15 protein-coding genes and 1 riboswitch are annotated in these 14,037 nt (G+C 35.5%); of the genes, 10 read left to right on the top strand and 5 right to left on the bottom strand.

The window, feature by feature from the left end; genetic code table 11:
* Positions 1-238 precede the first annotated feature (238 nt).
* From sda to CEF19_RS12080, 3 genes are all read right to left on the bottom strand, one after another.
* Positions 239-373 carry a sporulation histidine kinase inhibitor Sda gene (gene sda / locus CEF19_RS12075; RefSeq protein WP_100406279.1) on the bottom strand — a complete coding sequence of 45 codons (135 nt, stop codon included), beginning with the start codon at positions 371-373 and terminating at the stop codon, positions 239-241.
* A 280-nt stretch (positions 374-653) separates the two neighbouring features.
* On the bottom strand, positions 654-971 hold the full coding sequence (locus CEF19_RS23170) for a hypothetical protein (RefSeq protein ID WP_157800952.1): 318 nt from the start codon (positions 969-971) through the stop codon (positions 654-656).
* 56 nt (positions 972-1,027) lie between these two features.
* A riboswitch (cyclic di-GMP riboswitch) is annotated at positions 1,028-1,110 on the bottom strand.
* 285 nt (positions 1,111-1,395) lie between these two features.
* Positions 1,396-1,752, bottom strand: coding sequence for a YhjD family protein (locus CEF19_RS12080; protein WP_100406280.1), 357 nt, complete (start codon positions 1,750-1,752; stop codon positions 1,396-1,398).
* Positions 1,753-1,859: 107 nt separating this feature from the next.
* On the opposite strand from CEF19_RS12080, the gene CEF19_RS12085 reads away from it, so the two are divergent.
* Both CEF19_RS12085 and CEF19_RS12090 read left to right on the top strand, forming a co-directional pair.
* A complete protein-coding gene (locus tag CEF19_RS12085; RefSeq protein WP_100406281.1) occupies positions 1,860-2,075 on the top strand; it encodes a LexA family protein in 216 nt (71 codons plus the stop codon).
* A 1-nt stretch (position 2,076) separates the two neighbouring features.
* Complete coding sequence (locus tag CEF19_RS12090) at positions 2,077-2,292, top strand: hypothetical protein (RefSeq protein WP_100406282.1); 216 nt, start codon at positions 2,077-2,079, stop codon at positions 2,290-2,292.
* A gap of 51 nt (positions 2,293-2,343) precedes the next feature.
* Here CEF19_RS12090 and CEF19_RS23515 read toward each other — a convergent pair whose 3' ends face one another.
* Both CEF19_RS23515 and CEF19_RS12095 read right to left on the bottom strand, forming a co-directional pair.
* Positions 2,344-2,487, bottom strand: a complete 144-nt coding sequence (locus CEF19_RS23515) for a hypothetical protein (RefSeq protein WP_198510278.1) — start codon at positions 2,485-2,487, stop codon at positions 2,344-2,346.
* Between the two features lie 110 nt (positions 2,488-2,597).
* Positions 2,598-2,822, bottom strand: a complete 225-nt coding sequence (locus CEF19_RS12095) for a helix-turn-helix transcriptional regulator (RefSeq protein WP_100406283.1) — start codon at positions 2,820-2,822, stop codon at positions 2,598-2,600.
* Positions 2,823-2,962: 140 nt separating this feature from the next.
* On the opposite strand from CEF19_RS12095, the gene CEF19_RS12100 reads away from it, so the two are divergent.
* The 8 genes from CEF19_RS12100 to CEF19_RS12135 all read left to right on the top strand — a co-directional run bounded on the left by CEF19_RS12100 (position 2,963) and on the right by CEF19_RS12135 (position 13,943).
* Positions 2,963-3,262: a hypothetical protein gene (locus CEF19_RS12100; RefSeq protein WP_100406284.1), complete on the top strand. Its 300-nt coding sequence runs from the start codon at positions 2,963-2,965 to the stop codon at positions 3,260-3,262.
* A gap of 1 nt (position 3,263) precedes the next feature.
* The gene (locus CEF19_RS12105) at positions 3,264-4,466 is read left to right on the top strand and encodes an FtsK/SpoIIIE domain-containing protein (RefSeq protein ID WP_100406285.1); all 1,203 of its coding nucleotides are present in this window, start codon (positions 3,264-3,266) and stop codon (positions 4,464-4,466) included.
* The gene (locus CEF19_RS12110) at positions 4,456-4,962 is read left to right on the top strand and encodes a hypothetical protein (RefSeq protein ID WP_100406286.1); all 507 of its coding nucleotides are present in this window, start codon (positions 4,456-4,458) and stop codon (positions 4,960-4,962) included. Before CEF19_RS12105 ends, CEF19_RS12110 begins: the two co-directional genes overlap by 11 nt.
* Positions 4,963-5,845: 883 nt before the next feature.
* Positions 5,846-6,691, top strand: coding sequence for an AraC family transcriptional regulator (locus CEF19_RS12115; protein ID WP_100406287.1), 846 nt, complete (start codon positions 5,846-5,848; stop codon positions 6,689-6,691).
* Positions 6,692-7,024: 333 nt separating this feature from the next.
* On the top strand, positions 7,025-8,518 hold the full coding sequence (locus CEF19_RS12120) for a rhamnogalacturonan acetylesterase (RefSeq protein ID WP_100406288.1): 1,494 nt from the start codon (positions 7,025-7,027) through the stop codon (positions 8,516-8,518).
* A gap of 525 nt (positions 8,519-9,043) precedes the next feature.
* On the top strand, positions 9,044-10,588 hold the full coding sequence (locus tag CEF19_RS12125) for an extracellular solute-binding protein (RefSeq protein ID WP_100406289.1): 1,545 nt from the start codon (positions 9,044-9,046) through the stop codon (positions 10,586-10,588).
* A 710-nt stretch (positions 10,589-11,298) separates the two neighbouring features.
* Positions 11,299-12,840 carry an extracellular solute-binding protein gene (locus CEF19_RS12130; RefSeq protein ID WP_100406290.1) on the top strand — a complete coding sequence of 514 codons (1,542 nt, stop codon included), beginning with the start codon at positions 11,299-11,301 and terminating at the stop codon, positions 12,838-12,840.
* Between the two features lie 104 nt (positions 12,841-12,944).
* Entirely contained in the window at positions 12,945-13,943 is a 999-nt protein-coding gene (locus CEF19_RS12135) for a pectinesterase family protein (RefSeq protein ID WP_100406291.1), read from the top strand.
* The last annotated feature ends 94 nt before the right edge of the window (positions 13,944-14,037 follow it).

The following is a 14,037-nucleotide window of genomic DNA, read 5'->3' on the forward strand; positions in this document are numbered from 1 at the left end:
CTCAGTATGTAATTTAATGCAAGTTAAACACTCACATTTCCAACAACCCTATTTGCCATCCACAACAATAGTTCTAATTCGGTATTTTTTAAACTTCGTTTAAGTTTTGTCTCAAAATCAAATCGCAACTTTTCGAAAACCAAATCTTTATCCAGTTTAATCCCTCCCGCCCAAGTTTAACTTACAATGTAAATTAAATTTCCCGATTAAACAGACTTAGTAAACTGACTATAAATGTTTAGTCGAGATTAATATCAACTGTTCGGTTCAGAAGTTCATTTTCTAACAATTCAATGAAATCACTATCCAAATTCATCTCTTTTGCTTTTTGATAAGCGCTTATCAAATCGTCATCGGAAATATTCTCTAACAAGTGTCTCTACTCCTTTCTATATTGTAGTGGAAAACCCTTTTACTAACAAAAAAAACATTCCCCCTTCTTAATTTAGTGAAACTGTCACCACCTAATGAGCCCTTATTTAAGACGAGTTTTATGATTCTGTCTTATGGCAACAATTCATTCTAAACCAATGAATTTTGCCTGACGAAAAATAACAAAACTAGACATATTTCGTTATTTTTGTAGTAGCAATAAAAAACCCCCATTTAGATGAGGGCTAACACTAAGTAAAAAAAGTTGTAGGTTTATAAAGCTACTTACGAGTGTCGTTCTTAAGTTGTTCTGTTATGATATCTAAGTTTTTCTTAGCTTCTTTATATTGAAGGTTAATATTAGTTAAATAGTATAGGTATGGACTATCTTGTTTTCTTAATAAACTGAAAACTAAAGGCTTTTCATGTTGAATAATTGCCATAATTTCCGAGGCGGGTAACGAGTATCGACCTGACTTAACTCTTATGAAATACTTAATAAAATTTTTAAAGATATACACGGAGTTTGGGTCGTCAGGGGTATTACGAAGAAGGGTTTCAAATTTTTTTAATGCCTCATTTAGTTCATATTCATTCATATTTAAATTTCTTCCTTTCTGAAAGTATGCTGCACTTTCAGAAATGGTTGAATTCTGAAGGCAGCTGGCTGACATCGGTTTCCCATTAGTCCCTGTAGCTTTGCGTCCTTACTTTTCAGTAAGTTTGCCGTTTTCTTTTTAGGTAGATGTATTTACGAGTTTAAAATTACCATAGTTAGTTTAACCTATATTTATGTTTTTAATAGTGTTAAATGGAAATAAGACAAAAAAATATAACTTAAGTACTATATTATAAAGAATTTTTTCCGAACATTTCTTTTTAAAATCTCTTAATATGTAAAAAATGGGGGTATATTGAATGAACCTTTGTAAAAGACTCTTAATCGATAGAACAAAAGTCTTAGTTAATATGGATTTTTCCGTTAGAGGTTCTTCTAAGCCTCAGTTCTCTTTCTTAGAGCTCTCATAAAAACCTACGCATCAACCCCACCACCGCATTCTTAATCACATGTGAGGCTAAATCCATTCTCTGCTCATATCCCTTTTTAGTAAGTTTGTAAACATAAATCTTAGCGCTACCCTCCGTCTCTCGTGGTCCCTCCTCGTGTATTTTAATCTGCCCCTTGTGTAAGGCTCTTTTTAAATCCCTTATCTCAGTGCCTACCTTAACAATCGCTTTATCCATTGCCTCGATATAAGGGTCTTTAATCTTTACGCCAGACGATTCTATGTGTTTCTTATCATGTTCTAAAGTTTTTCGGGTGAACTCCAAAAAGATAAGATTCCTTACTACCCTATTTTCTTCTTCGGTTAATCGCATGATTTCACCTCGTTTCTGTTTATTATATACGAATATTTGTTCGCTTTACAACTTGAAATAGAATGTATGTTCGTATATAATGAAATTAAATTGTAAGGAGGCGTCTTATGAAATTGACACACAAACAACAAAAGGTGCTCGATTGTATTGTCCAGTACATTGTCGAAAACAATTATCCGCCATCCTCTCGTGAAATTGGGGCCATTGTGAATCATAAGTCCAGTTCTACAACTCATGGTATTTTTGTTCGGTTGCGTCAGAAGGGGTACATCGATTGGGAAGATACAAAGCCGCGCACTTTACGTGTGTTGAAGGGAGCCTAAGATGAAAGGTTTATTTAATCGGAGTCTTAATAGTCGAGAAGCTATTCAAATGATTTATTTAGCGGCTGATGGTACAATCTCGCAGAGGTCTGTGACCGTACTTACGTTTAATGAAGTTCATATCATTTGTTATTGTCACAATAGAAAACAAAGACGGACATTTAAGATAGAAAATATTCTTTCGGTATTTCCGATTAATAAAAGGATTTATGCTTAGGCGCACAAGAGAGTGTGCCTTTTTTTGCGAAAAAAAGAGCCCTACATAGGCTCACTTAAACAACTTCCTCATCATTTTACCTGTCGCCTTTCCAGTAACACGTCTACCAATCCTCTTACCGACACGACCTTTTCTCACCGCGTCCACATCGTTCCAAATGCGAAGTATCTTATAGATGGTCGATTTCAAACTCATGCTATCACTCCTTTAAATAGTATGCATATTTCGCTCGTCCCAAAACATAGCTATTACTAGCGTAAAGCATAGTATTAGCTTTTACCTAGAATAACCCTCAAGTAGTACCGTCAAATATCCTTTTTGTCGGTCGTATCGCTACTATCGATTTCCTCATATAAATCATCAACTTTCACTCCAAGAAGTTTAGCTAATTTGAATGCCTTTTCCAAACGCGGATAAGACTTTCCGTTCCTCCACTTCGATACTTGTTCTTGTGTTACTTCCAATTTATTTGCTATATATTTACTCTTTAATCCTCTTTCGTCTAGTAACTCACCTATTCTACTTTTCATGTTATCACCCTATAAAATAATTCGCTATGCATTTAGGACAACCCTTTTATAATTTTAATATCAATTTTTTTGACATTTAAGTTATAGGTCAAGCAATACCGCTAATATCATGTATCAACAACCACAAAGGAAGTGATGAGATGTCCAATAAATGGGTACGTTCCATTAGCTTCAACAGAACCAACACAGATGACATTGCACGTTTGAAGTTGATTGGTAACAAATCGTTTTCTCGTTTCGTTAAGAGCTTACTGGATGCTGAAATTAAGCGAAAAGAAGTATTAGCGCCTGATACTAGCAAAGCCGATACACCACAGCCCCAACAAGGAGTAATACCACCTACGACCAAGCCAAGTATATACGATATTCATCAACAGAAACGGTCGGAGCGATCATACCAAACAAAACCTGTCTTAAATCCGATGCTTAAGAGGGATTAACATGATAATCGAAGCTTTGTTAGGTGGTGCATTTTGGTTCGGGGCCGAGTGTATGAAACGAGGAATAGGCGACAAACAAAAATTAGATAGGATTTTTCGCAAGTGTGGGCTGTATGTAAAGTATGACAAGAAAGAGGATACCCCTAAATTAATTCGAACAGCCAAAAAAGAAACTTACGTTGAATATGTGTACAGAATCCCGGAGGGTTTAGGTTTTAAAGACTTTGAAAAGAAGCGAGAAGTCATTGAGGATAGCTTAAACAGTAGCAAGGATTTATTTACCTTGTCAGACTTACGAGGGTTTGATATTAAAGGTGATTATGATAAACAGCTACAAGATATCAAGAAAAGCAAAAGACAACAGAAGGAGGTTTATATGACGTTCGATAAACTGCTCACATTGAAGGTATTTAACCAACCTTTGACCGACTTTCTTCTATATGAAAGCAACTGCAAAAGGTGGGAGGTTCCTATTGGTGCCACTCGTACCGATTATATCAAACACGACTTTGATAAGATTATGCACATGGTTGTGGCTGGAACAACGAGGTATGGGAAATCCGTCTTTCTAAAAAACGTGATTACGACGTTGTTAATGAATCAGCCAAGAAACGTTCTCTTTACTCTCATCGACTTAAAAGGCGGTCTAACCTTCAACCGTTACAAAGATTGCCCTCAGATACAGAGCATCGCCAGTGATGCTGATGAGTCGCTTAAGGTTTTGCAATCCATTAACAAGCAGATGGATGAAGTCATGGAGCACTTGAAAGAAAATCGGTATGAGAATGTACAAGAAGCGAAAATCCCAAACAGACATTTTATCATCATCGATGAAGGAGCTGAGCTTGCACCTGGTATCGAGAAGGATAAGGAATTAAGAGCCACTAAAAATAGTTGTGAGGTGATTTTATCACGCATAGCACGTATTGGAGGGGCTTTAGGGTATCGCCTTATCTATGCGACTCAAACGCCATATAGCGAGGTGCTGAACCACAACATTAAACAAAATTGTGATGCAAAGCTGTGTTTCAAGCTCCAAACAGATAAAGCGAGTGAAGTTGTACTAGGCGAAGGAATTACAGATGCTCACCATTTACCCTTCATTAAAGGTCGCGCTGTGTACCTCACTGACAGGAAACACATTGTCCAGACACCGATGATAGAAAATGATTTTATAGAGGGAGTGGTGAATAATGTTCAATAATATTCAAACAGTCGGAAGCATATCGGAGTTTTTAAGTGGGCCAGACAAAAGAGAAATCAAACGCGCTATAAAAAAATTCAATAAAAAAGCAGATGCTCACCATTTAAAAGCGTCTCTAACCACGCTAGTAACCGGAGCAACTGCCATTAGTCTCACCAACAGACTGTTTATTAATAATGCTTATGCAACTACAACTGAGGCTATACCTGTAATGAGCATACCTGGAAGTGAGTATGTCAAAGGAGCAGCAAAGGAGAAAATTGTTGAAGCCTTTATGCCGTTAGTGGATATGATTCAAGCTCTCTCGTATCCGATTGCTTTAGTCATGCTCACAGGGGGAGCGTTACTATTTATGATTAATCAAAAGGATAGAGGGTTAGGATTAATACAAAATGCCTCGATAGGTTATATCTTGGTTCAGCTAATGCCTATGATGATGCAGTTATTAGTGGGGATAGGAAGTACAGTAGCTTTTGGCATACCAATGACCACATGACCACATAATGACCACGCAATAAGATGAATTAGTGTTAGTTGGTTTACACTAAAGTTCTCAACTTGAAAATTATTATTCACTTAAGTTAAATAGATTCACCTATCTTAAAATAGGGTAAATACAATCTCGGAACAACACATGTGGAGTGCGTAGCGTTATTAACTAAGATATAATTTTATATTCACTTTTTATGTTTCACTTGGCCAAGTGGAGGGCGATACTTTTTATTAATATTCCACAACTATATTAAATAGAGAAAGACACTTCGTAAATACGAAGGCCTTTCTCGACAATTTTTGGGGTGTGCCATAAGGTCAAAATCTTATGATATACCCCCTTTTTCATCGCTTTATTTTAATTTGTTTTACTTTTTTGTATATTTAATACAAATCGAGCAAGGACGTTTGATTGTAACACACTGGCCTTATTAAAAGTTAGGATATGTGAGCATAGCAGGAAAACAAGCTTGTGCAGAACCATACTGTAGAGATAATCTGATGAAAAGTAGAGGTATTACACCCTAGTGGATACAAGTCAGTACCTTCTAAATCTAGTCACTTTTTATCCTTTATAAGGGAAAAGCAAAGATTATTTACTCGTAATCTGTTAATATAGAAAATATATGTTAACGCTTACAAATGTTTGGGAGCTCTTTTAACCTTGTTTGTATAAAAAGGGGTTTTAGATATGAGGTTTGGTTCTCTCTAATTTGTACAATGTTTTGTGCGAACGGTTTCTGAGACGGCAAATGACTCTCGATGTGTAACTTCTATTTGATGGAAGAAGTTAGTGCAGAAAAATTAACTTTGGGTTAAGGCTTTGTATGCTTGCTATGATAATATGTTAATCAATGATTTTCAGTGTGTATTAGGGGGGCCTTGTATTGATTAAAAACATTAGGGTTTCACATCGTGATCGTTCCTTTTATCTTCACTATGAAAACAAAGGGTTATCTGATGGAATGACTTCTTATCATTTACACAATGATTATGAAATCTATTTTTTAATTGAAGGAAAACGAAAATACACAATTGACAACAAACACTACATTATTCATGAAAATAGTTTAGTCTTTATTAATAGAAATGTTCTTCATCAAACATTTGCAATAAATGAGCCTCAACACAAACGTTTCGTACTTAATTTTCAAAAGTCATGTATTCCAAGTGAAGCCTATTATTTATTACAACTTTTATTTGAAAATGGTCCAACTATTCTTAAAGTATCGCTCCATGAGAGAGAACTTTTTCTTGAATTATTAAAAGGTCTTCAAAATGAGTATATAACCGATCAATTGGATAGTTCTTTATATGTTAAATCTTTACTTACTCAACTTTTGATCGCAAGTAAACGACTGTGTAATCAACAAAGCGTACCCTTTCCTGCAGCTATAGGGAAGTCGGGAACAAAAAGTGATATGGTTTCCTCAATGATTAAATATATACATGAACATTATGGGAGGAGTTTGTCATTGCCTAAGCTTTCTCATAAGTTTCATTTGAGTGAACATTATCTATGTCATATATTCCGTGAAGTTACTGGCTGTACAATTATTCAGTATATAAATGTTGTACGTATAAACGAAGCGAGGCGGTTACTTCTTGAAACGAATATTAAGATAAGGGATATTGTAACAAAAATTGGATTTTCAAACCATGTGCATTTTTGTCGTGTTTTTAAAAAAGAAGTTGGAACGTCACCTACTCAATTTCGGGAAGACTATATATAAAGATATATACTCTGCTAAAATACTATGTTGCGTTAAATAGCCTCTCGTTATATTGTGGTCTGTCTTTAATTTGATGTAAACGAAACCTTTCTAAACTATAAAGTGTGGAAGTAAGTATTAAAGGTTAATTGTGATCATAAAGGAAGGTAATATATGTAAAAGTTTACCTAGTATAATTAAACTGTTATTTGTTAAGAAGGAAGGATGCTACATAAGTGTGAAGTCAGTTTCCAAACAAGAGGCGATATACTTTTTAGTTAAAATCTTATAAAAATGCCTTCATGAAGGATTGGCTATGGTTTTAATATTTAAGAAAATAGGAGGGGAACAGGTGTGAATCAACATTATATTTTTGGAAATGAAAAACAAAACTACACAGTCATAAACGTAAACACATTTTATAATTCAAAACGAGGCTATGGTTTAGAGATGGGTTTTCCTGCAGAAAACACTAAGTCGGTATGTTTTCGCGCAGATGTTATTGCTGGAGAAGATTATCTCATTTGTTTGAAAATAAAAGGTCAAATGACAGATGAACAATGTTTACTCGTAAATGATGTAGAAATTAAAAAAGATTGGCAACAGGAGGAAGATAATTACTTCGTCAGTTATAAGTTTGCGGCGATTGAAGACAGTTTATTTTTGGATATGCCTGTGCCGTTTGAAGAATTATGTGAGCTGTCTATTTCGCTCTTACCAAAACGTATAGCAAGTGAATATCCTGTTATTTTTTTAATTAGCGATTCCACAGTGAAAACATACGATATTGATCAATCACCTATGGCAGGATGGGGGCAAGTCATTTCTCGTTTTTTAAAACGAGAGATTAGCGTTGAAAATCGCGCAATGGGAGGAAGAAGTACAAAGCTTTCTTACAAGGAAGGTAGGTTAAATGACTTGTTAGTAGATATAAAACCCGGTGATTACATGTTTATACAATTTGCACATAACGATATGAGTCGTGAAAAACCAGAACGGTACGTGACTATCGAACAATACAAAGATTATCTAAATAATAAGTATATAAAAGGAGCAAAGCAACGTAGTGCTATCCCTGTATGCCTTACCTCTACAAACAGAAGAACGTTTGATGATGCAACCGAAATATTTGTTGACTCTTTTCCAACCTACACTCTTGCAATGAAAGAAGTGGCGAAAGAAAATAAGCTTACCCTACTTGAATTAAATAAAAAAAGTCTAGCATTTTATAACTCACTTGGCATGAAAAATACAGACCCACTCTTCATGCAATTACGTCCAGGGGAACATCCAAATTATCTAGAAGGCTTAGATGACAATACTCACTTTCGAGAAGCTGGAGCTAAACAAATGGCACGAATGGTCATCGAAGAAATTGATGAAAAACTCCCAGAAATACGTCCCTATACATTGAACCCACAAGTCATTTTAAAAGAGGTCTTCCCTGACACAATGAATTATTGGGCACGAGATCAAGTGGAATTAATGGCCCGATTTGGCTTCATGGCAGGAGAACAGGACGGTCTTTTTCATCCAGAAGCTGACATTACGGTAGGAGAGTTTTTGTCTGCTCTTGAAAAATTAGAGAATAAGATATCACAGCAACGGGTTGTTAACACGATGAAGCTAAAACTTTCTGAAGGGAAACTATTAGACTTATATACTGTAACTTCGGCTGCTGCCTACTTAGGATTTCCAGACGTAAATGGACAGTTCCTTAGAAATGAGCCCAAAAATCTGATACAACCAGATGATAGATTAACCAAAGGAGAGACAGCTGCTTATCTGTACAAACTTTATTTTTATTTAAAGCTTAAGGAGCATGCGAGTACTTCTAAAGCTTATTAGTAGGGAAGGATCTATATTAAGGTAGGGAAATGTAACTACCTTAGGACGGAAACAAAAAGAGGCTGTCCATGCCTCCTCTCTAGTAGACGAGGGAAATGATAAAAAAGGCTCTAAGCGGTTTTAGTCCTATTTTTAATAGGGCTAAGGCCGCTTAGTTTTTTGAAGTTGATCATGATTATAGAATTTATGCACTCATCAACTGCAAGGCAAAGTTCGTCAAACTTATAATATCTCCATTTGAATGTTCACCAAAAAAGACTCATTCGAATCATTATCAGCAATTGTAAATGAAACCTTTCTAAACTATAAAGTGCGGAAGTCAGTATTAAATGTTAATTAAGAACATAAAGGAGAGCAGGATATGTAAAAGGTTTACCTGTTACAATTAAATTGGAAGTTCATAAGAAGGGAGGATGTTAAAAGCGATTATAATCTCTTTTAACTAAGAAATATGGAAACACCTACTAAAAAGGGTTTCGGGTTTAAGAAAATTGAGATTAAAATAATTTAATGGAGGGGTTACTTATGAAAAAATCCAAAAAACTTTTTTCGTGGTTAGGTGTTTTATCTTGTACAGCAATGCTAATAACGGCTTGTAGCCAAAGTGGAAATTCATCAACAAATAATGAAGGAAACTCCAATAATACAAATACAGAAGAAGTATCAAATGAACCTACAAAGATTACGATGATGACAGTGCTTCACACTCCTGAAACGCCATCTGATAAGATTTTAAATATGATTGAAGAAAAAACGAACACGGATTTAGATATTCAATGGGTTCCAGATAGTACGTATGAAGACAGATTAAACACGGCATTTGCAACAGGAACACTTCCGCAAATCGTTCCAATGGGTTTTAATATGTATGCTCAATTTAAAGAAGCGATTCGTGATAATCAATTTTGGGAAATTGGCCCTTATCTAGCTGAGTATGAAAATTTAAGTAGACTAAAGGATGAAGTACTTGAAAATACAAAGGTAGACGGAAAGGTTTACGGGATTTATCAAGGAAGACCTTTGTCACGTCAAGGGTATTTATATAGAAAAGACTGGGCTGATAATTTAGGTATTGAAAAGCCGACAAATACGGAAGAATTTTTTGAAATGTTGAGAGCGTTTACAGAGGATGACCCCGATGGAAATGGTCAAGATGACACCATTGGTTTAACAGATCGTAGTGATTTAATCTACGGGGCCTTTAAAACGGTTTCTTCTTGGTTTGGGACACCGAACGAATGGGGATTCAAAGACGATGAGTTGTTACCAGAGTTTATGTTTGATGAATATATCGACACTCTGGATTACATGAAAAAGATTCATAGCAATGGTTATATGAACCAGGATTTTCCAGTAACTAGTAAACCGGATCAACAAGCGATGTTTAAAAATGGAACTGCGGGTGTTTATGTTGGTTCAATAGGGGATGTTGCAAGTCTGTATAATGATGCAAGTGAGTTGAATCCAGATTTAGAATATGATGTTCACAACTATGTTGAAGGCCCACACGGAGAATTTGGTATTTGGGCAATTCCTGGGTTTGGAGCTGTTAACTTATTCCCTAAATCTGCAATTGAAACAGAAGATGAGTTAAGAAAAATTTTAGAGTTCTATGATCATTTAATGACAACTGAAATTGCGAACTTACTTGTTTGGGGTATTGAAGGTGAGCACTATGAAGTGATTGATGGACGTGCTGCACCAATTGAAGATAACCGGACGGCAATTGATAATGAAGTACGACCATTGTTATCGATAGAAATCGGTGAACCGGATACAAGTGGAAGATATGAGGGGTATAGTCATTACGATGTTAAAACAAAAGCAGATGAGTTAGTTGTTGATAATAATAACTACCTTGTTCACGACCCGACCGTAACACTTGATTCGGATACTTATGTTAAAAGTTCAGAGACACTTAAACAAATTATTGTTGATGCAACCTACAAATATATTTTAGGTCAAATTGACAAAGAAGGTTTTGAGCAGGCTGTAGATAATTGGAGGAAACAAGGTGGTAGTGATGTGATTGCTGAGTATAATGCTCACTATCAAGAGATTAATAACTAAACAGTAAAAAAGGGGGCAGATTCCAGGAAGCGAACCTCAACAAAACGGAAGGTTTAGTGAATAGAGATTTAAGCAACTATTAACGAGGGCACTGAAAAAGGTACGAGTTTTACCTTTTTCAGTGCCCTTTATTGAGCCAGGGTTATTTTCTTTAATCCCCCTTAAGTGTAAGAAAAAAACAAGCATCTTCACAAGAGGTAGGTCCTTTTTGAATGGAGAAACCCATTGGATGATCCTACATATTGGAGGATTAGTATGCAGTGACTTGCATTTACGGATCTGAGTAGACGCATGGAAAAGTCCATGTGTCTATTCTATTTCCAGAAAGTAAACTTGGAATTTCCGGGGGATAAGTATAATGAAACCCCAAATATTTTCCATAGCAATATGGGCACATTTTTTAAACAATAAAAACCGATGGAAAACTATGTTCTATGTGTTAAGCTTTTACTATGTAAACGCTTTCCTAAATATTGTATTAACATTCTACTATATTTACATTTTTGAAATTAGATATTGCTTAGGTGAAAAACTCTTATGTATTGCATGTTATAAACCAATATCTAGCTATTAACATGCTTATCAAAAAAATGATGAAGGAGGAAATGTACTAATAAACTTGAAAAACTAGTGCTAGTAAATCTATCCCAAAGTAAACCATAAAAGCAAATTGTCAAATATTCAGTTCATTAACTAAGGAGGAGATAGTAATGTTAAATAATCAATTGGTTCCGCTTACAAAAAAACCTATTATTTTTTGTGTTTTTACCCTAATTCTATTTATGAGTGTGGCATGTTCAAGCTCACTAAATAGTGAAGTTGCAAATGAAAATGGAGGAGATGGTCCACGGGAAATTAGTATTATGGCAAACTTCCATACAGCTCAAGTCGCTTCGGATAGGTCTATTATTGAGAAATTAGAGGAAATGACAAATACAAAGTTGGATATTACTTGGGTAATGGATGAAGTCTATGATGAGAAAATGAACTCAGTTGTTGCAACTAATACGTTTCCACAAGCAATGTTTGTGAAAAATAGTGAATCGTTTATACAGATGAAAGATTCCATTAATGAGGATCAGTATTGGGAAATTGGTCAATTTCTTGACGACTATGAATACTTAAGCAACCTTGATCCTGATGTGTTAAAAAACACAGCTGTAAATGGTGAAATTTACTCACTTTATTCGGGTAGACCATCGTCACGTTGGGGACTAGAATATCGTAAGGATTGGGCAGATAATCTTGGTTTAAGCGCTCCAACAACCACAGATGAACTGTATGAAATGTTTAAAGCGTTTACAGAGCAAGATCCAGATGGAAATGGTAAAGACGATACGATTGGAGTAGCTGTTAGTTCAGACTTAGTTTATGGTGGCTTTAAGTTTGTGAGCTCCTATTTTGGCACCCCAAATAACTGGGGTGAGAAGGATGGGAAATTGTTACCAGAATTTATGTTTCCTAGCTACATTGATACAATGGATTTCTTTAAAAGATTAAGAGATGAAGGACTTGTTAATCTAGACTTCCCTGTTACTAGTCAAACAGATCAGAACGCTATGTTATTAAGTGGTAAGGCAGGTTCTGTTGTTGGTTGTATATGTAGTGCCGGCGGTTTCCAAGATCAATTACAAGAATCAAATCCCGATGGAAGGTTAGATGTACAGAATCGTATCGCAGGACCTCATGGTGAACCTGGTACATGGTCTAGTTCTGGGTATGGAACAGTAGTCTTATTCCCTAAATCTTCTAATAAGACAGAGAAAGACCTTAGAGAAGTGTTAGCCTTTTTTAATGAACTAATGAAACCCGAAGTTTATAATATGTTAACATTTGGTGTTGAAGGTGAGCACTATGAAGTAGTTGACGGTAAAGCGAAAGGACTAACAGACAAGGAAGCTCAAGACTCGTTTCAACAGAGTGTTCGTCCGTTGTTAGGTTTAGTTATTGGTGATGAATCAACGGTTGATGCATTACAGCCTTATCCTAAAAATGAATTGTATGAAAAACAATATAATCAAATGCTAGATAACAATAATATTTTAATTAATGATCCAACAGCTCCATTAGATTCAAAAACTTACGGGGAAAAAGGGTCATTCCTTCAACAAATTATTGATGATGCGACTGTACTATATATGCTAGGTGATATTGATGAAGATGGTTTCCGAGATGCAATAGCTAACTGGGAGCAACAAGGTGGAGATCAAATTATTGCAGAATATAACGAAGGATACCAGAATTTACAGTAAGGACAATGATATAGGTTTTCTATCTTAAATAAAAACAATGAACGTACCGTAGGGAAACTAATCGGTACGTTCATTATTTTAAAATGATTGAGGAGGAACATGTTATGGAAGGTTATTCGATAAAAGAAGCCACAGTAGTTGTGGACCAAATTTTTACTGGATGTAATGGAGAAATAGTTGAGGGAAAGCAAACATTTAAGTTCATTCAAAGTGCAGTAGATAGTGTAGAACCGTCTGCAAATCAACCGTGTATTATCTATATTAAAAAAGGGATATATCATGAAAAAGTAGAAATAAACAAACCAGGGATCACTTTAATTGGAGAAGATCGAGACGAAACAATACTTACATATAATGTAGCAAATGGTAGTGAAAAAGCCGATGGAAGCACATACGGGACTTCTGGTAGCGCTAGTATAACAGTTAATGAAGAGGATTTTACAGCTTTTAATGTAACGTTTGAAAATGCCTTTGATTATTTTTTAGAAACAAATAAGGAAGAAGACGATTCAACAAAGATTAAAAATGTGCAGGCAGTTGCTTTTTGTACAGCAAGTAATAGTACTCGGACACGCATAACAAATTGTAGGTTTCGTAGTGTACAAGATACATTACTAACCAATGTAGGTACCCATTACTTTAAGGAATGTGTTATTGAGGGAGCAGTTGATTTTATTTTTGGTGGAGGTCAGGCTGTCTTTGATAATTGTAAAATTATTTCATTAGATAGGAGGAGCGAGACAAATAATGGCTATATAACAGCTGCAAGCACTTTAATTACACAACCATATGGCTTTTTATTTGAGAATTGCATGTTGGTAAAAGAAACAGAAGAGATGGCTGACCACTCCGTTTATCTGGGAAGAGCCTGGCAACCAGGTGGAAACCCAGATGCACAAGGCAGTGTACTATTTAAAAATTGTGAAATGGGTTCCCATATTAAACAGAACGGATGGACACAGATGGCCGGTTTTTCTCCAATGGATGCAAGATTATATGAGTATGGCAGTAAAGGACCAGGCGCTTTGTCAAGTGATAGTAGGAGGATACTTTCTGAAAAGGAAGCGATAGATTTTTCAAAAGAACGCGTATTAAAATGTTAACTAATTGGTCAATACACTTTATGGAAAGTATAGTAACTACATGTTTTGCCGACTTTTAATTAAGGAGATAAAATCTGTACTTTACAAACGAGGA

Origin of the sequence: Bacillus solitudinis, from assembly GCF_002797395.1 — a bacterium.
Lineage (GTDB): Bacteria > Bacillota > Bacilli > Bacillales > Bacillaceae_D > Halalkalibacter_A > Halalkalibacter_A solitudinis.

Coding starts and splice junctions, on each gene's coding strand:
- CEF19_RS12085 (WP_100406281.1), top strand. CDS start 1,860: ATGAAATTGACACACAAACAACAAAAGGTGCTCGATTGTATTGTCCAG.
- CEF19_RS12095 (WP_100406283.1), bottom strand. CDS start 2,822: ATGAAAAGTAGAATAGGTGAGTTACTAGACGAAAGAGGATTAAAGAGT.
- CEF19_RS12100 (WP_100406284.1), top strand. CDS start 2,963: ATGTCCAATAAATGGGTACGTTCCATTAGCTTCAACAGAACCAACACA.
- CEF19_RS12125 (WP_100406289.1), top strand. CDS start 9,044: ATGAAAAAATCCAAAAAACTTTTTTCGTGGTTAGGTGTTTTATCTTGT.
- CEF19_RS12090 (WP_100406282.1), top strand. CDS start 2,077: ATGAAAGGTTTATTTAATCGGAGTCTTAATAGTCGAGAAGCTATTCAA.
- CEF19_RS12080 (WP_100406280.1), bottom strand. CDS start 1,752: ATGCGATTAACCGAAGAAGAAAATAGGGTAGTAAGGAATCTTATCTTT.
- CEF19_RS12130 (WP_100406290.1), top strand. CDS start 11,299: ATGTTAAATAATCAATTGGTTCCGCTTACAAAAAAACCTATTATTTTT.
- CEF19_RS23515 (WP_198510278.1), bottom strand. CDS start 2,487: ATGAGTTTGAAATCGACCATCTATAAGATACTTCGCATTTGGAACGAT.
- CEF19_RS23170 (WP_157800952.1), bottom strand. CDS start 971: ATGAATGAATATGAACTAAATGAGGCATTAAAAAAATTTGAAACCCTT.
- CEF19_RS12105 (WP_100406285.1), top strand. CDS start 3,264: ATGATAATCGAAGCTTTGTTAGGTGGTGCATTTTGGTTCGGGGCCGAG.
- CEF19_RS12135 (WP_100406291.1), top strand. CDS start 12,945: ATGGAAGGTTATTCGATAAAAGAAGCCACAGTAGTTGTGGACCAAATT.
- CEF19_RS12110 (WP_100406286.1), top strand. CDS start 4,456: ATGTTCAATAATATTCAAACAGTCGGAAGCATATCGGAGTTTTTAAGT.